This is a genomic window from Flavobacterium adiutor, assembly GCF_048282555.1.
Lineage (GTDB): Bacteria > Bacteroidota > Bacteroidia > Flavobacteriales > Flavobacteriaceae > Flavobacterium.
On sequence record NZ_CP182487.1, the window covers coordinates 763,513 to 787,220 of the forward strand.

16 protein-coding genes are annotated in these 23,708 nt (G+C 33.7%); 7 read left to right on the forward strand and 9 right to left on the reverse strand.

The genetic code is table 11. From position 1 onward, the window contains the following. Positions 1–48: 48 nt before the first annotated feature. Positions 49–2,193 (forward strand): S46 family peptidase, encoded by a 2,145-nt coding sequence (locus tag ACNC7R_RS03185; RefSeq protein ID WP_417939567.1) that lies wholly within the window; start codon positions 49–51, stop codon positions 2,191–2,193. Positions 2,194–2,252: 59 nt separating this feature from the next. Here the strand turns inward: ACNC7R_RS03185 and ACNC7R_RS03190 are convergent, their stop codons facing one another. Further along, the gene (locus tag ACNC7R_RS03190) at positions 2,253–2,843 is read right to left on the reverse strand and encodes a Uma2 family endonuclease (protein WP_417943124.1); all 591 of its coding nucleotides are present in this window, start codon (positions 2,841–2,843) and stop codon (positions 2,253–2,255) included. 63 nt (positions 2,844–2,906) lie between these two features. Next, positions 2,907–9,305, reverse strand: a complete 6,399-nt coding sequence (locus ACNC7R_RS03195; protein ID WP_417939568.1) for an alpha-2-macroglobulin family protein — start codon at positions 9,303–9,305, stop codon at positions 2,907–2,909. Between the two features lie 95 nt (positions 9,306–9,400). Between ACNC7R_RS03195 and ACNC7R_RS03200 the strand changes: the two genes are divergently transcribed. Continuing rightward, complete coding sequence (locus ACNC7R_RS03200) at positions 9,401–10,090, forward strand: tetratricopeptide repeat protein (RefSeq protein WP_417939569.1); 690 nt, start codon at positions 9,401–9,403, stop codon at positions 10,088–10,090. Between the two features lie 64 nt (positions 10,091–10,154). Further along, the gene (locus tag ACNC7R_RS03205) at positions 10,155–11,510 is read left to right on the forward strand and encodes a UDP-N-acetylmuramate--L-alanine ligase (RefSeq protein ID WP_417939570.1); all 1,356 of its coding nucleotides are present in this window, start codon (positions 10,155–10,157) and stop codon (positions 11,508–11,510) included. A gap of 152 nt (positions 11,511–11,662) precedes the next feature. On the opposite strand, the gene ACNC7R_RS03210 is transcribed toward ACNC7R_RS03205, so the two are convergent. Next, the gene (locus ACNC7R_RS03210) at positions 11,663–12,298 is read right to left on the reverse strand and encodes a DUF1287 domain-containing protein (protein ID WP_417939571.1); all 636 of its coding nucleotides are present in this window, start codon (positions 12,296–12,298) and stop codon (positions 11,663–11,665) included. Between the two features lie 191 nt (positions 12,299–12,489). Here ACNC7R_RS03210 and radC point away from each other — a divergent pair, with 191 nt between their 5' ends. The 3 genes from radC to ACNC7R_RS03225 are packed head-to-tail and all read left to right on the forward strand — an operon-like array spanning position 12,490 to position 14,618. Further along, complete coding sequence (gene radC, locus ACNC7R_RS03215; RefSeq protein ID WP_417939572.1) at positions 12,490–13,179, forward strand: RadC family protein; 690 nt, start codon at positions 12,490–12,492, stop codon at positions 13,177–13,179. A 3-nt stretch (positions 13,180–13,182) separates the two neighbouring features. Then, a complete protein-coding gene (locus tag ACNC7R_RS03220) occupies positions 13,183–13,869 on the forward strand; it encodes a YjjG family noncanonical pyrimidine nucleotidase (RefSeq protein WP_417939573.1) in 687 nt (228 codons plus the stop codon). Between the two features lie 2 nt (positions 13,870–13,871). Continuing rightward, positions 13,872–14,618: a hypothetical protein gene (locus tag ACNC7R_RS03225; RefSeq protein ID WP_417939574.1), complete on the forward strand. Its 747-nt coding sequence runs from the start codon at positions 13,872–13,874 to the stop codon at positions 14,616–14,618. A gap of 13 nt (positions 14,619–14,631) precedes the next feature. On the opposite strand, the gene ACNC7R_RS03230 is transcribed toward ACNC7R_RS03225, so the two are convergent. Continuing rightward, positions 14,632–15,909, reverse strand: a complete 1,278-nt coding sequence (locus ACNC7R_RS03230; protein WP_417939575.1) for a replication-associated recombination protein A — start codon at positions 15,907–15,909, stop codon at positions 14,632–14,634. Positions 15,910–16,128: 219 nt separating this feature from the next. Here ACNC7R_RS03230 and ACNC7R_RS03235 point away from each other — a divergent pair, with 219 nt between their 5' ends. Beyond that, on the forward strand, positions 16,129–16,890 hold the full coding sequence (locus ACNC7R_RS03235; protein WP_417939576.1) for a rhomboid family intramembrane serine protease: 762 nt from the start codon (positions 16,129–16,131) through the stop codon (positions 16,888–16,890). Between the two features lie 73 nt (positions 16,891–16,963). Here the strand turns inward: ACNC7R_RS03235 and rlmB are convergent, their stop codons facing one another. The 5 genes from rlmB to ACNC7R_RS03260 form a co-directional block, all read right to left on the reverse strand. Beyond that, positions 16,964–17,698 carry a 23S rRNA (guanosine(2251)-2'-O)-methyltransferase RlmB gene (gene rlmB / locus ACNC7R_RS03240; protein WP_417939577.1) on the reverse strand — a complete coding sequence of 245 codons (735 nt, stop codon included), beginning with the start codon at positions 17,696–17,698 and terminating at the stop codon, positions 16,964–16,966. A gap of 86 nt (positions 17,699–17,784) precedes the next feature. Next, complete coding sequence (locus ACNC7R_RS03245; protein WP_417939578.1) at positions 17,785–18,285, reverse strand: lipid-binding protein; 501 nt, start codon at positions 18,283–18,285, stop codon at positions 17,785–17,787. Positions 18,286–18,296: 11 nt separating this feature from the next. Continuing rightward, positions 18,297–18,932: a DUF5011 domain-containing protein gene (locus ACNC7R_RS03250; RefSeq protein WP_417939579.1), complete on the reverse strand. Its 636-nt coding sequence runs from the start codon at positions 18,930–18,932 to the stop codon at positions 18,297–18,299. A gap of 12 nt (positions 18,933–18,944) precedes the next feature. Continuing rightward, entirely contained in the window at positions 18,945–20,408 is a 1,464-nt protein-coding gene (locus ACNC7R_RS03255) for a SusD/RagB family nutrient-binding outer membrane lipoprotein (RefSeq protein WP_417939580.1), read from the reverse strand. 18 nt (positions 20,409–20,426) lie between these two features. Next, positions 20,427–23,627, reverse strand: coding sequence for a SusC/RagA family TonB-linked outer membrane protein (locus tag ACNC7R_RS03260; RefSeq protein WP_417939581.1), 3,201 nt, complete (start codon positions 23,625–23,627; stop codon positions 20,427–20,429). Positions 23,628–23,708 lie beyond the last annotated feature (81 nt).

A 23,708-nucleotide genomic window follows, 5' to 3' on the forward strand; every position in this document is an offset into this window, starting at 1 on the left:
TATGATTGTGAAATGAATTATCTTCGCAATACTAATTCAAATATTATGATGAAAAGAATAGTCTTATTTTTAACGATGTGCCTGATGGCATTTCCTGTAAGAGCCGATGAAGGAATGTGGTTCTTAATGTTTATCGAAAGATTGAATCATAGAGACATGCAGAAAATGGGTCTGCAGCTAACAGCCGAAGAAATCTACAGTATTAATCACCACAGTTTAAAAGATGCCATTGTGCAGTTTAACGGAGGCTGTACTGCTGAAATCGTTTCTAAAAACGGTTTGGTTTTAACCAATCACCACTGCGGTTATGACGCCATTGCAGAACTTTCAACTGCGGAACAAAATTATCTGAAAGACGGTTTCTGGGCAAAAGAAAAAAGCGCCGAGCTGAAACCAAAATCCTTGTACGTTCGTTTCTTCGTACGTATGGATGATGTTTCAAAAAGAATTTTGTCAAAAGTAAATCCTGCAATGACAGAAACGGAAAGAAACAAAATCATTCAGCAGGAAATTGCTTTAATTGAAAAAGAAAATAATGAAGGCGGAAAATATACGGTTTCTGTTCGTCCTTTCTTTCAGGGAAATGAATATTATTATTTCGTTTATCAGGATTATAAAGATGTTCGTTTAGTAGGAACACCGCCTGAAAGCGTGGGTAAATTTGGCGGAGATACGGATAACTGGGAGTGGCCTCGTCAAACAGGTGATTTCTCAATGTTCAGAGTGTATGCCGACAAAGATGGTAATCCTGCAGAATATTCTAAAGACAATGTGCCATTACAGCCGAAACATTATTTACCCGTAAGTATTAAAGGAGTAAAAGAAAATGATTTCGCCATGATTTTAGGTTATCCGGGAAGAACAAACCGTTGGATGCCTGCTGGCGGAATTGAGCAAAACATAAAATATGCTTATCCTGCATGGGTCGAAGGTGCAAAAACCGGAATGGATGTAATGAAAAAGTATATGGATAAAGATGCCACTGTTCGTTTACAGTACGCTTCAAAATATGCTTCCACAGCCAATTACTGGAAAAACCGTCAGGGAATGATTGACGCTTTAACAAAAGCAGGAACTGTAGATGTAAAGACAGCTCAGGAAGATAAATTCTACGACTGGGCAAGTAAGCCTGCTAATAAAGAAAAGTATGAGAATGTAATTCCTACAATAAATGATTATTACAGAGAAACAAATTTAAAAGCGACGCACGATAATTACCTGATTCAGCTTTTGCGTACTTCAGCTCTTGCTACAGCACCTGCAAATTTAGGAAATGCACTAATTGCGTACTCTAAAGAAAATGATGCAAAAAAAGCAGAAATGCTGCCAAAAATCAACACAATGGTTGAGGATATTTATGGCGAATTTTATGCTCCTTTAGAGAAAGGGGTTTTAACTGCACAGTTAAATTTATATGCCTCTAAAGCCGCGGAATATGGATTAGCTCCACAAATCGCTAAAATGAAAGCGGCTAATAATGGTGATTTTACTGCTGATATAGCAAAAGCAACTGAAAACAGTTTTTTTGCATCTAAAGAGAAAGTTTTAGAATATTTAGCAAGCCCAAAACCGGCTGCGCTTCCACTAGATCCTTTGTATATAATCTCTAATGATTTACTCACAAAATACCGTAATAAATCAGATGATCAGGCAAAATCAGATGATGGTTTTGCAACCGCTTACCGTTTATTGGTAGAAGGACTAAGAGAGTCAAAACTTAATGCAATTAAATATCCGGATGCAAACTCAACTTTAAGATTAACTTACGGAAAAGTTCGTGCTTTACCTGCAGATCCTCGTAACGATGCTAAAATAAACAATTATACTACAATGGAAAGTATGGTGAAAAAGTATAAAGCAGGAGATCAGGAATTTGACTTACCGGCTCGTTTATTAGAATTGAACAAAGCAAAAGATTACGGGCAGTATGCTGATAAGGCAGGTTATATGCCAATCAACTTTCTTACAGATAACGATATTACAGGAGGGAACTCTGGTTCGCCGGTTCTTAATGGAAAAGGAGAATTAATCGGAATCGCTTTTGACGGAAACATCGAAGCGATGGCTGGTGACGTAATTTTCGACTCTAAATTACAAAGAACAATCAACGTAGATATTCGTTATGTGCTTTGGATTATTGACAAATACGCCGGAGCTAAAAACATTATCGACGAATTGACGATTACAAAATAGTCTCAATTTAGTTTTAAAAATTAAACCCGACAAATTTCAAATCTGTCGGGTTTTTTATTTTAAGCAAATACTTCTTCAAGTATAAAGTCTAATTGAGGAAATAACGGACTTTTTATTTTATCTTCTTCAATTAACGGATGTAAACCGATAAATTCATTATCTCTAAGAACATAAATTAAAAAGGTTTTGTCTTCGGGATTTACAATCCAGTATTCTAAAACTCCTGCTTCTTCATACAAATCAAATTTATATTTTAGTTCCTTCTTCGAGTTACCCGGTGAGAGTATTTCTATTACTAAATCTGGTGCACCGAATGCACCTCTTTTGTCTAATTTATTTTCATCACAAATTATACATATATCAGGTTGAACTACAGTGAGAATTTCATTGTCATTTGTTGATTTTTTTTTATTTAGCAGTCGAACATCAAATGGAGCATTAAATAAATTACAAGGACGATTTTTAAAACTATTCCATAAAATTCCATGCAGATTTCCCGCTATTTTTTGATGAGAAGTGCTTGGAGCAGGACTCATTTTTGAAATTTTTCCTTTAAAGATTTCAAGTCTTTCCTGAAATCTCCAGGTAAGATAATCGGCATAAGAATACGTTTTGTTAAAATCTAATTGATTAATATCTGTTACCATAATAATTCTATTTAATACAAATGTAGCTAATTTTAGAGTTTTAATTTAGAGATTCACAAAGTCTTATTAATTAACCTTTAGTCTGATTCCTTTAGTATGACTTGCAAATTCAGGGGCATACATACTTTGAATAGTTGTAATTCCATTAGAGAATTCTCCACTGTTATTTACTCTGATGTCATATTCTAAAACATAAGTTCCTTTGTTTATTTGATTAAAAAAGAAATGTGTTGCAGCATCTTTGGTACTCATATAATAACCCAATCGATCTTTGTACTGATATTGTGAGAGTACATTTACAGGCTCAAAACAAGAAGCACGCATGTCTTTCAAATGAATATATTCTACATCTTCTTTGGTAGTAATAACTAATCGTATCGTTACCAAATCACCTGTTTTTAAAGGATTTTTAGTTGTAATTCTTTCTAATTCATCACCTTTCAAAGTGTTTTTCTTAAGATATAATTCTTTGGCAACAGATAAAACCGCTCCGGAGTTATTTTTTATTTTATCCAGATCTTCAAAATACTGCCAGTAAAGACCTCCAAATCCTGGAACTTTAGATTTGTTTTCAATTTTTACCGAAGCCATTTCTTTTTTCACCTCTTCAGCTTTCCAGTTCATTTTAATATAACCAGTTGCAGCTTCTTTTTCATTTTCGGCTAATTTTTTGGTCATGATTTTTTCATCTCCTAATTTTATTACGGTATTATCTTTTACAGAAAGCCAGTCGGTTCCCTGCAGCAGTAATGCATAAATTGCTTCGGTAGTTGATTTTGTTGTTGGCCAGTTTTTGGTTTGTTTGTTTTTTAGTAACCAGACTTTCATTGCATCCACAGATTTGGTGTCGTGATTCACTTCGGCGAAAGCCTCAATCAATAACGCCTGAGTTTCAATTGGAGCCTGATACCAGTACCATCCTGCTTTATTGGCAATCCAGTACATACCCCAGTCTTCGTTATTGGAGGCAGTTTCTTTTAGACTTTCGATAATTTTTTTGGCAGTTTCTTTTTCTCCAAAACGATGTAAAGCCAATGCTGTTAAACTTTTTTCATAAATAGAATAAGTAAGCCATTCTTCTTTTGCTCTTTCGAAATAGCGTTTAGTTACTTTTTTTAAAGTATCTGAAAGTGGATAACTCTCTAAATAAAAGCTTCTGGTATAGAGATAATGCAAATCAGAATACGGATTAAGCCAAATTAATTTATTCTCTTTTTTAAGATTACGGACTCTTGTTTTATGATATTCTAAAAACTTTTGATCCAGATACGGAATTCCGATTTTGGTAATTTCAGCAATTTTAGAAGTGTTTTTTTCGTCTTTGCTTAGTTTTGACAAGTGTCCTAAACCTGCCAAAATATGTCTGGTGATATATTCGCTTTCATCGCCACCTTCAAACCATGGGAAACCTCCGGAACTTTTTTGTTTCTTTTTTAATTTTTCAAAAGTAGCTTCATGCGATGTTTTCATTTTTCCCAAGTCAAATAAAAGAGCCAGATTCTTTTTCTTTTCGTCTTCGCTTTGAGATGCATCATTCAGCCATGGTGTTTCTGCCAGAATAATTGATTTTAATTCTTCGTTTTCTTCTAATTTAGAATTCAGTTTTCCATTTTTTCTCCAGTCTTCAAAAACAGTTGCGATTTTAGGATTACTCGAAATAATTTCAGAAGCCAATGCATTTGCATAAAATCGTGCAAAAGTCTGCTCAGCACATTCGTGTTCATATTCCATTAAATAAGGTAATGACTGAATCGCAATCCAGGTTGGGTTTGAAGTGTATTCTAAAGTAAACTGATGGTTTCTTAAAGTTGTAGAAGTATTGTTTTTTAAATTCGCAAATGTGTATTCTTTGGTAGCATTCTCACGAACCCAAATCGGAATACTTTCTGTAACGAGCATATTGTTGGTCAAAACCGGAAGTATGTTTTCTTCCCCGTCAGAGAAATTACCAGATTTTGCTAGGATTTTGTACTGAACACCCTGTAAACCTTCCGGAATTGTGATCTTCCAGTTTACCGTTGTGTTTCCGTAGGCAGGAATTGTAAAGTTTTTTATATTATCAGCATTCAGCATTTTGACATCAATGGGCTGCATGCTGGTAGCGTCAAAGAATTGTAAAACTGAAATTCCGGTTTTGGCTTCAGCAGTAATATTCGAAATTTTGGCACTAATAACAATCGTATCTCTTTCCCTAAAAAATCGTGGTAAATTTGGTAAAACCATGAGTTCTTTTTGTGTCACTACACTTTTTTCCAAATAACCGGAAACCGCATCTTTATTATGCGCCAATAAACGCAATTTCCATGCAGTCAGAGCTTCAGGCGAAGTAAAATTGAAACTCACTTTTCCTTTAGAATCTGTTTTTAAATTAGGAAGGAAGAATGCGGTTTCAGACAGATTTTTTCGGGCTTTTACCTGAGTTAATTCTTCCAGAGATTTTTTTGTTGTAATAATAACGACGCCATGTTCACCTTTAACTCCGTAACTGGCTTTTGCCTCTTCATCTTTTACAATTGCTATATCTAAAATATCTACTGGATTTAGTTTTTTAAATTCTTCAACAGTCGCTATTGTTCCATCAATAATATATAATACAGATTCATCAATAACCAGATTAGTAAGACCGCTGATAATTTTTTTTCCTGGTATAAATTTTATTTTACTTGATCTAAAATAATATTCAGGATTCAGGCTGTCTTTTGAATTGACAAAAACAGGTTTTACAAATTTTACCTGATCTACTTTTGTTTTAAACGCTGCAGCATCAAGCCTTATTTCATTTATAGCTCCAGCTCCAACAGATTCTTCGGGAGCAAATGCGGCGTCAGCATCTCCTTTAATTGTTTCACTTCCTATTTTTTTATCCTTTAATTCGGTAATAGTGATGCCAAGGTCTGTGTATCTGCTGTTGTAAAAGTCAAAGCCAAACCATTTTAATCTTGTTTCTTCATCACTAAAATTAATTTGTGGATACATTTCATTTAAATTTTCCACAGTTGTGTAAGTATTATCAAACCCTAATTTGGTTTTGAAATTAGCATAATTAGAATTGTACCGATTAAGATTTAAAAGATTCCAGTCTTTTACAGAAAATTGATCTAAAGAGCTGTCATACATAGATGCAAGAATTTCAGCTTCGGTTTTGGTTTTAAGACCGTTTAATTTGAAAGACCAGTTTTCTGAAGTTCCCGGTTGTATTTTACTTCGAAAACTTTCAACAATCCATTCTAGTTTAGGCTCAGTGGTTTTAAGAATAATGTCGATTTGATTTGTGAAAGTTTCATTTTCAAAAACACATTCGAATCCTAATTTTAGTTGTTTTTCGAATTCACTTTTTAATGGAATTTTAACCGTTGTCTCGTGGTTTTGTAAATGGATGACATCCTCAAAGTAAACTTTACTTTCATAGTTTCCATGAGCGATAATAAATAATTCAGGGATTACAGATGATAATTTTACAAGAACATATCCATCTTTTTTTGCATCATTGTTTAGCTGCTCAGTAGTAAATAATTTATTAGGATTGAATTTCTCTTTACTTTGTTTAATACTAAAGTTTGATGTCGTTTCAATAGGATTATTAAAACTGTCTTTAGCAGAAAATACGATTTTATAATTCCCGGATTTATAATTAGAGATGAAATCCAGAACTAATTTTTTGTCTTTTTGAGTATCGATTTTTTTTGAAAACAATAAAGTTTCTGAAGCTTTTGTAGCGGTCTCATTTGAAATTTCATGCGGGAATAATTTTTCAAAATCCTGTTTTGAGATTATTTCAATTTCAGGTTTGTCAAAAATTCTGGGCTTGAATTTATTTGAAAAAGAACTTAAAAAATACAATTTGACTTCGCCTTTGGTAGCCAAAAATTCTCCATTTAAATTGGTGCTGCTTAGTATAATTTCATTTTTATTTTTGGTCTCAATTTGATCTGGAATTTGGGCATTTAATATTAAATCATGATGGCCAATTTTTACTGTAGTTTGTGCCGAATGTGTTTCGCCGTTTATATCTGTAATCGTGGCTTCAATTACGTAATTAAAAATGGGTAATTTTTCTTTTATATTGTTTTTCGAAGGCAAGGCTGTAAAATCAATAATAAATTTTCCTGAGGCATCAGTTTTTGTTTCTCCTGCAGCTAAGGTTTCATTTTCTTCATTACCAAAATAATTTCTAAAATAACTCGTAAATCTTTTTACGGTATATTTTACAATAGCATCAGAGACGTTGCTTCCGGCAAAAGCTGTTGCATTTCCTTTTATCTTAACAGACTGATTAAGCTGAAAGCTTTCTTTTTTAGGTTCAAAAGTCACTTCGAATTTTGGACGTTTGTATTCTTCAACGGTAAAATAATGTGCGGAGTTTTCAAAAATAGCATTATTCCAAGAAGCTATATCATTTTCTTGTATGTCATCCGGTTTTTGCGCTTTAATATGATAATTACCTGTTCTTCCTGTTTTTGGCAATACAAACTCTCCTGAGAAAGAACCAAATTCATTTGATTTTAATTCAAATTCTTTTATGTTTTGATAGTTTGCATCATTTACTATAATTTTATATAAAGTGTTAGCCTTGATACTTGTTTTAGTTTTATCTTTCTGGAAAGCAATTCCTTTAAAATAAACAGTTTGACCAGGTCTGTAAATAGCGCGATCTAAGTAAAACTCAACTTTTGTATTTGTTTTTTCATTACTAGTAATTTTGTAATTCGGCGTATACGGAATATAATTTTTATGAATAATAATACTGTCATTCGCATGCGAAAATTTAATTGGTTTGTAATTGTAATCATTACTCATAATCTGAAAGGATGCTTGCCCGTTAACATCCGTTTTGGAAATCTTGTCAGAAAACTCTACAGTAACATTTTCGAGAGGCTTTCCGCTTTTTCGATCTAAAACCTGATACGTTTCAGTTTGATCTTTTTTAGAAGCGAGTACTGAAATGTTCGAAGTTGTAATTATTTCATAACCAGACGCTTTTTGATCTTTAGTATCCGAATCGCTCTCGAAATATACTAAATAATTCCCGATGTCTAATTTTGGTAATAATACTTCGGTCGAATGATTGAAATAATCTTTTTGATCAATTAAATTATAGGTTTTCGAGTTTATTTTGCTTTGTTTTTGAATAATTAAATTAACCAGACTATCTTTCTTGGATTCAGATAATTGGTAAAATTGGATCATTCTAGATAAATCAATTTTGTAAAAAGAAATTGTAAATTGATTTACATTTTTATAATTAATATATGCTCTGGTATTTTCATTTTGATAACTATTCTTTTGAAGTTTTACAGACAGAAGTTTTGAAATAATTTCTCTTTTTTTTAAGGAAGCAAGCTTTGAAGCATTTGAATCATCATCGATTTTTATAATCTCATCGATTATTTTCAGAGCTTCAATATTATTGTTTGGATACAATTCTTTAGACGCTTTTTCAATCAGGATCTCTGCTTTTTGCAGTTTTATATCTTGAATAAGGTTTTTATCCTGAGTTTCTTTTTCAAGCTGATCTAAAAAGGTATTGAAATTTTCATCGGATTTAAGCAAATAATTATAGCAAAATTTAGCACGTTTAAATTGATTCTCAATTGATGGATCATTTGCTTCTTTTTTTTTATACAATGATAAAACTTTTTTAGCATTCCCTTCTTTTACAAGATCCAGGTTAAGGTTTAAGAATAATTCAGAATTGCCTAAGAGGTAGTTTCTTTGATTGATAAAATCAATTTCCTGAATTGTCCAGCGCTGTATTTGTTCAGTATAAAAATCAATATTTTCCTGAAGTAAATAATTATATAAATTTTCTTTTTTGAACTTTTCTAAAACAAGAAAATCGAAAACAGCTTTGTAATTAATCAACGGAGTAGCTTTTAAAATTGCTTCATTTTCTAATGTTTTTTCAAAAGCCGCTATCACATCATTTTCTGATATCATTTTCGTTGGTATATAATCTGATTGGGGAACAGCTACAGAGTCTATGGAGGCATAAGCAGTATCAATAACTACTGCAGTTGTATCAATTTGGGCAACAGCCTCGTCGATCAACGCTGCTGCACTATCCACAACTGCAGCAGCATAATCAACTACAACAGCTGTGCTGTCAACTGCATATGGCTCGCCGTAATTTAGATAATCTTTCAGGTATTTGGCATAAATTAGATTCAGAATCGCTTTTGATGGAATGGAAACACGATTAATATCTGTTTTAAGATTAGTTATAATTTTATTTTGTGCATTCTCCTCAAGTATCTGAATATACTTAGACTGATAAAAAAAGCATTTTATCATTTGTACTTCATCTTTTTTGGCAACTGCTTTTTTATAAATTTTCGCAACTACTTCATTTGCAGACTTGATTTTGCCTTCATTTTCGTAAGTGATCGCTTTTGCCCATTTTTTATCATTTTGTTGTGCAAATAATGTTGCGGAAAAAAGCAGGAAAGCAAATAGTATATTTTTCATAAAGTGAGTTTAAAGGCATTAAATAATTTTCGTACAAATTACTAATTTATGTGTAAAAGTCAATAATCGATTCTATATTTCGTTATTTTTGATATATGAGACAGTTAATAATTTTTTTCTTTTTGATTCCATTTATTTTATGGTCACAATCCAATTTTGAAAAAGGGGAGAAGTTATTTCATGCTAAAAAATATAAGGAGGCGGAAGCTCTGTTTGAAGAAAACTTAAAATATTATCCAAATGATAGTAAGACTCTGGAGCGATTAGCCGATATTTCTGCAGAGGAAAAACATTGGGAAAAAACAGCATCCTACTACAAAAAATTAAAACAGTTAAAACCTACTGAGGCTGAATATTTTTATAAATATGGAGGCTGCCTTGGAATGCGTGCCTTAGAAGTGAATAAATTTAAGGCTTTTGGAATGGTAGATGACATCAAATCCTCATTTGAGAAAACGATTGTTTTAAATCCTAAACATCTCCCAGCACGCTGGGCATTAATAGAACTGTATTTGCAATTGCCCGGAATAGTGGGAGGAAGCGAATCGAAAGCGCTGAAATATTCTAATGAGCTCACAAAATTATCACCTGTCGACGGATATTTGTCCAAAGGAAGAATTGATGAGTATTTCAAAAGATACGATTCGGCAGAAAAAAATTATATAAAAGCACATGAAATTGGCAATTCAAAAGTTACATTTCAAAAATTATATAATTTATATTTGAACAAATTAAAAGAGCCTAAAAAAGCTCAGGAATTAAAAAGAAAATTTGACTCAAAATAATTAAATCTCAAATACTGAATTCTAAGAATATCTGGAGTTTAGAACTTAAAAATTGAAATTTTAAATGAAAACACATTTCATCGCCATAGGCGGAAGTGCCATGCACAATTTAGCTTTAGCATTACATAACAAAGGATATCAGGTTACAGGAAGCGATGATGCAATTTTTGAACCTTCAAAATCAAGATTAGAAAAAAAAGGAATTCTTCCTGCAGAAATGGGATGGTTTCCTGAAAAAATTACCTCAGATATTGAAGCTGTAATTTTAGGGATGCATGCAAAAGCAGACAATCCGGAATTGCTTAAAGCGCAGGAACTAGGATTGAAAATTTATTCTTATCCGGAATTTTTATATGAACAATCAAAAAACAAAACCCGTGTTGTAATTGGAGGCTCTCACGGAAAAACAACCATTACTTCAATGATTCTGCATGTGATGCACTACCATAATATTGCAGTAGATTATATGGTGGGTGCACAACTGGAAGGCTTTGATACGATGGTGCATCTTACAGAAGAAAATGATTTTATGGTTTTGGAAGGAGATGAGTACTTATCTTCTCCAATTGACCGTCGTCCTAAGTTTCATTTATATCAGCCCAATATTGCTTTGATTTCCGGAATTGCCTGGGATCATATAAATGTTTTTCCAACCTATGAAAATTATGTAGAACAATTTGAAATTTTCATTTCTAAAATTACAAATGGTGGAATTTTGGTTTACAACGAAAATGATCCGGAAGTAAAACGTGTTTCAGAAGCTGCAACAAATCCAATTCGCAAATTACCTTATCATACTCCTGAATATTCTGTGAATGATGGCGTAACATTATTAAAAACTCCAGAAGGCGATATGCCAATCGAAGTTTTCGGGGCGCATAATTTAAATAATCTTGCAGGAGCTAAATGGATTTGCCAAAATATGGGGGTTGACGAAGCCGATTTTTATGAAGCGATTGCCAGTTTTAAAGGCGCTTCAAAGCGGTTAGAAAAAATCGCCGAAGGAAAAGGAAAGGTGGCTTATAAAGATTTTGCACACTCGCCAAGTAAAGTAGCCGCAACTACAAAAGCGGTAAAAGAACAATATCCAAACAGAACTCTGGTAGCATGCTTAGAATTACATACCTACAGTAGTTTAAATGCCGAATTTTTGAAGGAATATCAGGGGGCATTAGAGCATGCTGATGTAGCTGTTGTGTTCTATTCACCCGATGCGGTCAAAATTAAACAACTCGAAGAAGTGACTTACGAACAGATCGCCAATTCTTTTAATAGAGAAGATTTGGTTATTTATACGAATCCAGCTGAATTCAAAGAATATCTGTTCAATTTAAATCTGGACAATTCAGCTTTGCTTTTGATGAGCTCTGGTAATTATGGAGGTTTAAATTTTGATGAAGTTAAAGGATTGATTGAATAATAAATCAATTAGAAAATTTAGATAATGTGTCAATTGTTTTCCAGTTGGCACTTTTTTTTGCTTAGAATGATAACTCAGCAAATTAGATCATGTGAGAATTGTTTTCAGCTGGCATTTTTTTAAATTATCTGATTGACAAATTTTCTAATTTTCTAATCTGAATCCCCTTTGTATTTAAAGTGTCCCACAATTTTATAAGCAAACAAACAGTCTTCCAAAACTTGTCCGCCTCCAACATTATGAACAATTAGATTGCGGTTACCACCATCTGACTTTTTAGCGGTAACGATGCCGATATGAGGGAGTTTGTTATGAATCATCCACGTCACAATTTCCCCTGTTTTATAATCTTTTCCATTTTCAGATACAGGTAATTTCATTCCTTTTCTTTCAAAGAAAACCTCTAAATTAGGTACTCTCCTGTGATCTATATTCGGATCTGTTTTACTCATTCCCCATTTTTTTAAGTTTGGATATTTAGAAAAATTTTCAAGCATATCTTCATTTACTTCTTTTTGTAAATCGATTCCCAGCTTGCGATATGCTCTGATTATTACATCCGTGCAGACTCCTTTCCCTTCCGGGACATCGCCGTTTGGATATTTTATAGCCAAATAGGAGGGATCATATTTTATAGATGGATCCATTATCGAAAGTGCTGCTTCAGATAATTTTTGTTCAAAGCTATTAGTCTGTATCTCAGGATTAGTAGAAAATGTTATTATGTTTTCTTTTTGAACACACGAGAATAATAATAAGAGGGTTAATGTTACGTACCTGTTTTTCATGTTTTTTATTTGAAATTAATGATTTTAAAGGAGACATGACTTTTAATGAATGATTTTTCTTATTTTTAGAAAATTTATTCTGATGAGTTTACCAATAATTTTGTATAATACTTGAATTTGGATGCTTTTGTGAGAGTGTCCGGAATCAGTCGAATAATTCACCTGTAAAAAACAATATTTAATATACGCCAATGGAATCAGTACATTTCCCTATTACAAATTGGTCAGAAGATGACCGCCCACGCGAAAAATTAATGCTGAAAGGCAAAAATGCTTTGAGTGATGCCGAATTAATTGCAATTTTAATTGGTTCAGGAAGCCGAAATGAGTCGGCAGTTGATTTAAGTAAAAGAATTTTAGCTAGTGCAGATACGTTGAATTCTTTAGGTAAGATGTCTCTGGGACAACTAACTAATTTTAAAGGAATAGGCGAGGCTAAGGCGATTGCAATTATTGCTGCTCTGGAATTGGGAAGACGCCGAAGAGCGGAGGATGCAGTAGAATTAACAAAAATTACTTCCAGTAAAATTGTTTTTGAAATCATGCAGCCTATTATTGGCGAACTTCCACACGAAGAATTCTGGGTCCTTTTTCTGAATAATTCCAATAAGGTAATTTTGAAGTCTCAATTGAGTAAAGGTGGTATTTCAGGAACAATTGTAGATATACGTTTAGTCTTTAAAGTGGCTTTAGAAAATGGAGCGACAGGCTTAATTTTGTGCCATAATCATCCTTCCGGAGGTTTAATTCCTAGTGATGCTGATAAGCAAATCACTAGAAAAATAAAGCAGGCTGGGGATAGTTTAGATGTTAAAGTTTTGGATCATCTTATTATAACTGAAACAAAATATTATAGTTTTGCAGATGAAGGAATTTTATGAGTTATGAGTAAAAATATTACCGATGTCTTTTTTGATTTAGATCACACACTTTGGGACTTTGACAGAAATTCGCAGTTGGCTTTTGAACGAATTTTTGACTGTAAATTTCCTGAAATCAATTGTCAGGATTTTATTCAAAAATATATTCCTGTAAATCAGGCATGTTGGAAATTATATCAGAACGACAAAATTACACATCAGGAATTGCGTTATAATAGACTTAAACACTCCTTTGATGCTTTGGGTTTTATTATTTCTGATGAAGATATTAACCAGATTGCAAATGATTATATTGAATTTTTAACAGATAACAATCATCTTTTTAAAGGGGCAATTGAAATTTTGGAGTATCTGAAACCAAAATATAAGCTGCATATTATAACGAATGGTTTTGCAGGAGTTCAGGATAAAAAAATTAATAATGCTGCTATTTCAGGCTATTTTAATACTATTACAAATTCTGAGATGGCTGGTGTAAAAAAGCCAAATAGTATTATCTTTGATTATGCTGTTAATCTGGCAAAAGCCTCAAAAGAAAATTGTATCATGATCGGTGATTGTCTGGATGCTGATGTTAATGGTGCTTTAAATGCCGGTCTGGATGCTATTTTTTTTAATGATAAAAAGGTGGCAGCTCCTGAAAATATAAAACAAATAAATAATTTATTAGAACTCAAAAAATATTTATAATTATGAAAATTAAATTTTTAGTATTTATTCTATTCACGTCATTCATTGGTTTTTCGCAGTCAATTAATGATTTCAAAGCTGTTATTGTCCCTATTAAATTTGATTTTGCAAAAGGCATTAATCCTTATCGATTATCAACTATGACAAAGGCAAATCTAATAAAGGCAGGATTTCAGGCCTTTTATGAGAATGATCAGCTTCCAGCAGAATTGCTCAATAGATGTGATCTTTTATATGCAGATGTAAAAAGAGATAATGCTTTCCTGGTTACAAAACTTTTTGTAGAGTTTAAAGACTGTTATGGGAAAGTAGTTTATACTTCTGAAACGGGAAAAAGCAAAGAGAAAGAATATGAGGCTGCCTATCGTGAATCATTGGATATGGCTTTCCTATCTATATATGGCTTACATTATAAATATAGTGGCAAAACAGCAATAACAGCTTCTGGTGTTGCATCAACAGCAGCGGTTACTGCTGCTCCTGCTGTAGCTGTAACTTCAGTTTCTGCTCCTGTTGCAGATGTTTCAGATCCAAATTTACTATATGCACAGCCAACAGAAAACGGCTATCAGTTAATTGATAAAACGCCAAAAGTAGTTATGAAGCTGCTTAAAACATCCCGCCCTGATTCTTTCATAGCCATAAAAGAGGGTATTCAGGGAAGCTTGAATGCAAAAGACAATCAATGGTTTTTTGAATATTATCAAAATGATAAATTGATTTCTGAAAAAGTTTCAGTTAAATTCTAAAATATAATTTGGTTTAATAACCATATTTATCTTTCCAGCGGTTCTTTAAAAACTCTCGGTTGCTGTTCTCTCTTGAATTGCTCCCGGGATTGTAAAGAACCGTTTCTTTTATAGCATCAGGTAAAAATTCCTGGTCGGCAAAGTTATTGGCATAATCATGTGAGTATTTGTAATCTTCACCATAACCCAGTTCTTTCATTAATTTTGTCGGTGCATTCCGTAAATGAATCGGAACAGGCAGATCTCCGGTCTGTTTAACTAATTGCTGGGCATTTCCAATAGCCATATATGAAGCATTGCTTTTTGGCGATGTAGCAAGATAGATGGCACATTGGCTTAATATAATACGGCTTTCAGGATAACCGATAGTCGAAACCGCCTGAAAAGTATTGTTTGCCATTATAAAAGCTGTTGGGTTAGCATTTCCAATATCTTCACTGGATAAAATCAGCATTCTCCGGGCAATAAATTTAACATCTTCACCTCCTTCGATCATTCGGGCGAGCCAATAAACAGCGCCATTTGGATCGCTTCCACGAATTGATTTTATAAAGGCAGAAACAATGTCATAGTGTTGTTCTCCCGTCTTGTCATACAAAACTGTATTTTGCTGCACCAGTTCCAAAACCCTGTCGTTTGTAATGATAATTTCACTGCTGGCAGAAGCGTTAACAACCAGCTCAAAAATATTTAATAATTTTCGTCCATCTCCACCAGATAATCTTAAAAGCGCTTCTGTTTCTTTTAGAACAATATTTTTGGCAGCTAATTCAGCATCCGTTTTCATGGCACGATGCAACAACGCTTCCAGGTCAGTTTTTGTAAAAGCATTTAAAATATAAACCTGACAACGCGATAATAATGCGGGAATAACCTCAAAACTTGGGTTCTCAGTAGTTGCTCCAATTAAGGTTACCCATCCTTTTTCAACAGCAGCCAAAAGGGAATCCTGTTGTGATTTGCTAAAACGATGGATCTCATCAATAAACAAAATCGGATTTTTAGCTGTGAATAGTCCACCGCTTTGTTTTGCTTTTTCAATTACATCACGAATATCTTTCACACCAGAATTAATTGCGCTTAGTATATAAAAAGGGCGCTTGGATTCTTGTGCAATAATTTGAGCCAGCGTGGTCTTTCCTGTTCCGGGTGGTCCCCAGAAAATAAGTGACGGAATAATTCCTTTCGAAATTTGTTGCGTTAAGGATCCGTTTGGTCCAACCAGATGACTTTGACTAATGTAGTCTTCTAATTGCTGTGGTCGAATGCGTTCTGCTAAAGGTGCTTCCATTTTGTAAAATTACGAGTTTCAATTTTATTTCTCATTTTTTTGGAGCTAATTCCTGCTGTCCACTATATCTTTTCCCTGCTGGCAGCAGCAGGAAAAAGGATGCCGTTTCCATCAGGGCTATGAATTGTAGATTGAGATATTTCTGTTTTGCTGACAAATTATCAGGAAATTGCAATTGGATAGTTTTTTGATGGAAGTTTATTAAACTCAATAAAAAACATGAACGATAGCCACTTTAAATTTTCTACCGCTGTTATTGGTCTTCCGGTATTTTTTGTTCTTTTACTTTGGATTATCTATTGGATCCAGATCCGGTTTGATTTTGACTTTTACCAAAACGGAATATATCCCCTTGATTTCTCCGGCTTACAGGGTGTTTTATTTAGTCCGTTTATTCATGAAAATTTAAATCATCTTTATAATAACTCTATTCCGCTTATCGTATTGTTACCGGCCTTGCAGTTTTTTTACCCGAAGCAGTCTTTAGGTGTTATTGGTTATGGAATTTTATTTTCGGGTTTGATTACCTGGCTTATTGGCCGTGAAAATTATCACATTGGGGCTAGTGGACTGATTTATGTTCTGGTAAGCTTTATATTCTTTAAAGGCATCCAGACTAGGTATTATCGTTTAGTAGCCTTGTCATTTGCTGTGATTTTATTGTATGGCGGGATGATTTGGTATGTTTTTCCAGATGTTGATCAAAATATTTCCTGGGAAGGTCATTTGGCAGGTTTTATAACAGGATTTGCTATGACATTATTTTATAAAACTCCTGAGTATGCAAAACCAATTGTCTATGATTGGCAAAGACCTGATTTTGATCCCGATCAGGATCCCTTTATGAAACACTTTGACGAAAACGGAAATTTTATCAATATAGAGAGACCTGATGAAGAACCTGAAATTATTTCTACTTATTTCAATTCCGATATTTCGGTAAATTATATCATAACTAAATCAGAAGATAAAACAGATTAGTAGATATAGTTAAGCATAAAAAAAAAACACTTCGATTAGAAGTGTTTTTTAGTACTTATTATAGACTGTTATTTTAGCTTCTTTGACGAACAGTTTCATATAAAAATGCACCACAGGCTACAGAAACATTAAGCGATCCAATAGTGCCAAACATAGGTAATTTTGCTTTTTCATCAACAATTTTAAGAACAGAAGGATTAATTCCTCTGTCTTCAGATCCCATGATGATAGCAACAGGTTCATTCAGTTCTAAATCATAAATATTTTGATCTGTTTTTTCAGTAGCTGCTACCGTTTTAATTCCAGAACCTTGTAAATAGAAAATAGCGTCTTTAATATGTTCGACTTTGCAGATTGGTACATTAAATACAGCTCCTGCCGAAGTTTTAACAGTATCTCCGTTTACAGGGGCAGATCCAGCTTTTTGAACAATAATTCCATTTACGCCAGTGCATTCTGCAGTTCTTATTATGGCTCCAAAATTTCTTGCATCAGAAATTTGGTCTAATATTAAAAACAAAGGTTTCGAACCGGATTCAATTGTCGATTCAACCAGATGTTCTAATTCAATAAATCCAATAGGGGATATCGTAGCAACAGCTCCCTGGTGATTATTTGGTGTTAAGCGGTTTAGTTTTTCTACAGGAACATAAGAGAAGTTAATGTTAGCGCGTTTCATCACTTTCATTAGATCTTTCATTAATTCACCCGAAATTTCTTTTTGGATGAATACTTTGTCTACTTCTTTCCCTGCCTGAATGGCTTCTATAATGGCTCTAATGCCAAATATTTGATGTTCTTTTTCCATGTAACAAATATAGGTAATATGTTTCTATAAAAAAACCACCCTGAATTGACAGGGTGGTTAAAATAAAATGTTATTTATATTTTTTTTTAATGTTCGTCTTCAGAGAAGCCAGTTCTTTTGTAACCTTTTATTTCATAAATGGTTCCAGGATCATCTGAGAATTCAGCTTTAAAAGAGATACCATCAACGGTGTGACCTCCAGTAGAAGTGGCACCTTTTTTAGTGATCTTCCCTTCTGTGATATTCACATTAATATTATATCCATCAACACTACTTGCTAAATTACTTCCTGCAAATGAAGATGAACTAAGAGTTACAGGAGATTTTACTTTAAAATCCCATATATGACCTTGGTCATCAATCCACATTTCTTTTCCATCATTTGCTGATGTATTGTAAGTAGAAATAAGTTTATAATCAATTACCACTGCACCATTAACTAATGTTTGTACGTACCAGTCACCTGCCATAGATTCTACAGAAGTTCCTCCTGGATCTGTATCGCCAACTTCGTCACAAGCTATAAAAGATGTAAGGACAAATACCGCTACAAGTAAGCGTGCTATATTTTGTTTAATTTTTTTCATTCTTAATAATTTTAATTACGTTTAAATACTCTATCAGCAGTACCGAAGAATGCTGATGCTATAATTGACCATTTCCAGTTATTTTGGTCAGTAATTGTTCCTATATTACTTTCTGCGGTAATGCCTGTTTCAGAAGTGTTTTCTTGGTAAGGAGCATATACTTGTTTGTCATCAATGTTGTAAAATGTCAAAGTTATGTTGTTTTCATTTCCAGGAGTATATCCGGTTGCATTGTCACAAATGTATTTTCTGTCTCCAAGTTTTGTAACATTATTTGGATTGCCATTTCTAAAAAAGGTGCCAGATAAATCAATTGTGCTAGGTTGATCACTTAAAATGATTACAGTACGGGTTAAGGATGCAGGAAAACCATCGCTATTTGTAGCTGAGTATCTAATTTTATAAACACCAGGTTTACTTGTGTCAACTGTTCCGTTAAGCTTCACTTCAAGAGCTACTCCATCTGCATCAGCTTCTACTCCGGCTTCAGCATATGTTTGTCCTTGAGTAAGAACAACAACAGCATCTCCATTCATATGCAGGTTAGCATAAGCAGTAACTTTTGAAACATTATCTGTTGAATCTCCATCACATGAAGTTAACAAAAGTCCTGAAACTATTATTAGGGATAAAAATATTTTTTTCATTGTTTAAGTTTTTTAGTTAATATCCCACCAAACTGGAGTAGTTATTTTTGAAATTGTTGGCGCATTTGGATTTCTTGTTTTTACTGTATTTGGTAAAACAAGTCTTCTTGGAAATACACCACTCGTTACATTTTCAACAGATACTGCAAATTGTCCTGGGATGTAATCTTCGTCTGATTGAGGAAGTGCAGATTCTCTAGGGTAGCCAGTTCTGTTTTGTTCTAAGAAAGATTCGTAACCGTTTCCAGGGAAACTTGCAATCCATTTTTGAGTAATAATTGCTTCGATTTGAGCAGCAGTTCCTGTTGTTGGGAATGCATATTTTCCCCCAGTGGCTAACAAAGCAGCAGGGCTTCCAACAGGACCAGTAATAGGAGCGACAGAAGTAGTGTTATCGTATTTCTTGAAGTTTTCAGCTACCCCCAAATCGTATTTTTCTTTGGCTCCTACACCTCCATAATATCTAACAAGAGCTTCGGCTTGTAGGAAATAGCTTTCCTCTGCACTCATAAAATATAAAGGAGTTTTTGCATATAGAGTTACTAATGAAAGTCCAGTGGCGCCATTCTCGAAATCCCCTTGATTATTAGGTACTCCCGCTCCATAATATTTGTTCAGACGAGGATCACCATTTGCCTGCAAATAAAGGTATAAAGTTTTACTTGCTCTTAAGTTTAAAGTTGTATTTAACTTTCTTCTGTCAGTCTCATACAAAGGATTACTTCTGTCTATAGCATCTTCAAACTGAGTCATTGCAGCATCAACATCTAAGAATTGAGCCCCAGAATTAATTAATGTTTTAATACCTGATTCAGCTAATGTAGGATCAACTTGTGTTAATCTAAGGTGTAATTTTAATAACAATGAGTTACCAAATTTTGTCCAGTTTGACATTGTGCCATTAAAGATAAAATCATCTTTTCCTGGAGGAGTTCCTACAGATGTACTTAAGTCCTTAGATAAGGCTAATTTTAAATCAGCTATCATTAAATCATAAGTCTCTTTTCCTGAATTGAATTTAGGCTGTAAAATATTTGGATTGTTTGCTTCTGCATATGGAATAGCATCGTATAAATCTGTCATAATTTGTGAAGCTTCAACTTCAAGTACAGTAGCAATTAAATAGTAATTCCAGTTTCCTTCAGTTTCAGCCTGTTTTTTTACAACTCTTATGTCGTTTAAAGCATCGTACATTGCGGTCCAGGCAGTTTGGAAATCATTAGTTCCAAGGCTGTATTGATCAATGTCTTTGTATTGGTTTGAAGTAGTGTTCTGTGTCCAGAATTGGGACCAAAACCCTCCTATAAGTGCATAATATGATCCTTGTGCACCTGCTAAACCAGCAATACCTGCTGGTAAAATAGTGCTATTAGCTTGATTAGGAGGCAATGAATCCGGATCTCTATTAATGTCAAATGATTCATCACATGACACTAACAAAAAAAGCGCTGTTATTAATGTTGCTATCTTTTTCATTTTCTATGAATTATATTTTTAGAATGATAATTTTAAAACTCCACCTACTGATCTTTGTGATGGATTTGCTCCAAATTCTCCAAAATCAGAGAATTTTCCTGTTCCGAAAGTTCCAACTTCAGGATCTACATATGGATTTTCTCCAGGAGTCCACATGAAAAGATTTCTTCCGTAAATACCCACAGTGATTTTGTTGAATCCCATGTTTTTAGTAAGAGTAGAAGGGAAATCATAATTTAAATTAACCTCTCTTAATCTAACAAAAGTTTTGTCAATTACGTGTGTTTTCTCTATACCAGGGTTGTTTTGTGTATTGTAAAAATTAGTTACAGTACTAAATGTAAGAGGTGTTGTGTTTTCAGTATAAGTAACTTCTTGTGTTACTGGGTCAATGTTTTCATTAACAGAATTTGGTATGATAAAAGAATTTCTATCATTATAAGCTGTTTCTATTCCATTTCCTGTGAAATGTGATAATCTTTTTGTGTAAGAATAGAAATCACCACCTTGTTTCCAATCTAATGAGAATGCCAGATTAAAGTTTTTGTATTTGAAAGAGTTTTGTAATCCCATAACAAAATCACGTTGTGCATTTCCAACTTTTTGGATGTCATCACTTATTTCGTACATTCCGGTAGAAGCATTTACAATATATTGACCTGCATCATTTGTTTTAGGAACTAATGAATAGAAACTACCAATAGCATCGCCTTTAGTGGCTCTCATAGTTACACCATATGCACTTGTTAAATCAATATAATTTCCTCCTGTATTTAATTCAGTTACTTCATTCAGGTTTTTAGTGAATGTGTAAGTAATGTTCCATGAAAAATCTTTGTTTTTAATTGGACTACCGGTTACAGAAAGTTCAATACCTTTATTTTCTACATCGCCGGCATTTATTGCTTTTATAGTATATCCGGTTGAAGGATCCAATGGTAAGTCTACAATAAGGTCACTAGTTGTTTTATGATACAATGCAATATCATAGCTGATTCTGTTCTTGAAGAATGATCCCTCAGCTCCAATTTCATATTCTAAGGTACTCTCTGGTTTTAAATCTGGATTACCAAGTCTTCCTGAAGCTTCGAAGAAACTTATACCACCAACCGGTGATGCAATTATACCGAAGTTAGCGTTAGCAGAACCTGAGATGTAAGAATCTTCAGTTGTATATACTCTGGTATCATTTGCAATATTTGAAACAGCTCCTCTTAGTTTAAGGAAAGTATTTCCATTGTCAATGGCAATTGCACCTAATGATAAGGATGGGTAAAAGTATGAATTTTCTGTAGGCGGTAGAGTCGATGTAATATCGTATCTACCTGTTACTGTAGCGAAATATCTGTTTTTAAATGAAAACTCAGCAGATGCATAAACTGCTCCTGTTCTTCTTAAGGTGTTTGATTGCTCAATTACCGGTCTTAAGGCTGAGTTTGAAAGCTCGTAGAAGCCTGATAGACCTAAATTTGTAATTGAGTTTTTTAATATATCAGACTCTCTTTTATTGTAGTTGAAACCTCCTAAAAGATTTAAGCTCCAGTCTTCGCTTAAGTTAGTGTTGTAATTAAGGTTAAAGTACGTGTCAAATTCACTAAATTCTGATCTTGATTCTGTAACTCCACCTACAACAGCGTTAGCACCTGCGATTGCTTGTGGACTACCGACTGAATAATTTACTATTGCACCGTAACTCTTAAGTCTTTCTGTTCTAATGTTACCACCAATTTGCCATGAAGCAGTAAGTTTATCTGTTAGTTTGTAGCTTAAATTAACGTTTCCAAAAAGATTGTGTCCGTATACTTTTGTGCTATTCTCGTTAATTGAGAAATATGGGTTTGTTGCATAAGGAGTAAAATAATAATCTGGTGTGTTAAAGACATTGTTTTTGTAGTCACTTAAATCTACTACACTAATATCTCTTGGGATTTGCAATAAATCTTGCTGTAATGTTGCACCTTGACCTGAATCCTCTCCTTGACCTGTATTAACAATAGCTTGGTCTTTATAGACATAGTTTAATGATGTTCTTAAAGTGAATTTTTTCCCCTTTAAACCACCATTAAAACCTAAGGATTGTTTTTTGTATAAATCAGCTTCTGTTGGTACCACCCCGTCACTGTTTACATTTGAGAATACTAAAGAGAAGTCTGAAGTATCTCCACCACCGCTAAGCGTAACAGACTGTGTAGATAACGCACCGATATCGTAAAAGTCTCTGATGTTGTCATTTAATCCAACGTAAGGTTTGATTTGTTGAGTATTGTTATAAACAGTTCCCCATGGTCTTACTTCTCCGTTGAATGCTGGTCCCCATGAACCATTTTCATTACTGTATGTGTTAGCTCCTGAAAATCCAAGTCCATTCCATCCTTGTCCAAATTGGTTTTGTAAGTGTGGAACTCTTGCAACTTCACTAAATTCTGTTGAAGCTAACATGTCTATTTTAATACCTGAGTTAGCTTTTCCTTTTTTAGTTGTAATAATGATTACACCGCCACCAGCTCTTGAACCATATAAGGCAGATGCTGCTGCTCCTTTAAGGACGGTCATGCTCTCAATATTATTTGGGTCAATATCACTTATACCGTTACCAGAGTCATATGATCTTGTAGAAGTAGCTACATCATTATTTCCAGTTCCAGTTGAAGTATTATTAATTGGAGTTCCGTCAACAACATAAAGTGGTCCAGTGTTGTTTGTAATACTGTTTAAGCCACGAATAACCACTTTAGTTGCAGCTCCTGGTTGTGCTGGTGCAGTAATATCTACCCCTGCAATTTTTCCAGAAAGTGTTTCAAAAGGGTTGGTGTTTACTACCTGAGTAAGTTGGTCTGCTTTTAAAGTTGTAGTTGCGTAACCAAGAGATTTTTTTTCTCTTTTAATACCAAAAGCTGTTACTACAACACCTTCCAGTTCTTGTGCACCCGCATCTGCTAATTTTACGTTAATTGCAGTTGAAGTTGCTGCTACTTCTTGGGTTTTCATTCCAATGTAGCTAAATACCAAAACTTGGTTTGGGGATGCTTTAATGGAAAATTTACCATCAAAATCAGTTTGTGTTCCGGATTTTGTTCCTTTAACTAAAATGCTTACACCTGGTAAAGGCATTCCTGCATTGTCGGAAACCATTCCTGAAACAGCTCTCTCTTGCGCAAATGTGATTTGCGCAACTAGTGCTAGCAAAAGCACTAAAAATCCATTGAACTTTAGTTTCATTTTTAAATATTTTGAATTAGTATCGCAAAACTCTTAATAATTTGTTAACTATCCTAATAAATAAAAATCTTTTTTCAGTAA

Coding starts and splice junctions, on each gene's coding strand:
- ACNC7R_RS03210 (WP_417939571.1), bottom strand. CDS start 12,298: ATGAAAAACAGGTACGTAACATTAACCCTCTTATTATTATTCTCGTGT.
- ACNC7R_RS03250 (WP_417939579.1), bottom strand. CDS start 18,932: ATGAAAAAAATATTTTTATCCCTAATAATAGTTTCAGGACTTTTGTTA.
- ACNC7R_RS03255 (WP_417939580.1), bottom strand. CDS start 20,408: ATGAAAAAGATAGCAACATTAATAACAGCGCTTTTTTTGTTAGTGTCA.
- ACNC7R_RS03230 (WP_417939575.1), bottom strand. CDS start 15,909: ATGGAAGCACCTTTAGCAGAACGCATTCGACCACAGCAATTAGAAGAC.
- ACNC7R_RS03185 (WP_417939567.1), top strand. CDS start 49: ATGAAAAGAATAGTCTTATTTTTAACGATGTGCCTGATGGCATTTCCT.
- ACNC7R_RS03225 (WP_417939574.1), top strand. CDS start 13,872: ATGAAAATTAAATTTTTAGTATTTATTCTATTCACGTCATTCATTGGT.
- ACNC7R_RS03245 (WP_417939578.1), bottom strand. CDS start 18,285: ATGAAAAAAATTAAACAAAATATAGCACGCTTACTTGTAGCGGTATTT.
- ACNC7R_RS03260 (WP_417939581.1), bottom strand. CDS start 23,627: ATGAAACTAAAGTTCAATGGATTTTTAGTGCTTTTGCTAGCACTAGTT.
- ACNC7R_RS03200 (WP_417939569.1), top strand. CDS start 9,401: ATGAGACAGTTAATAATTTTTTTCTTTTTGATTCCATTTATTTTATGG.
- radC (WP_417939572.1), top strand. CDS start 12,490: ATGGAATCAGTACATTTCCCTATTACAAATTGGTCAGAAGATGACCGC.
- ACNC7R_RS03220 (WP_417939573.1), top strand. CDS start 13,183: ATGAGTAAAAATATTACCGATGTCTTTTTTGATTTAGATCACACACTT.
- ACNC7R_RS03205 (WP_417939570.1), top strand. CDS start 10,155: ATGAAAACACATTTCATCGCCATAGGCGGAAGTGCCATGCACAATTTA.
- ACNC7R_RS03195 (WP_417939568.1), bottom strand. CDS start 9,305: ATGAAAAATATACTATTTGCTTTCCTGCTTTTTTCCGCAACATTATTT.
- ACNC7R_RS03235 (WP_417939576.1), top strand. CDS start 16,129: ATGAACGATAGCCACTTTAAATTTTCTACCGCTGTTATTGGTCTTCCG.
- rlmB (WP_417939577.1), bottom strand. CDS start 17,698: ATGGAAAAAGAACATCAAATATTTGGCATTAGAGCCATTATAGAAGCC.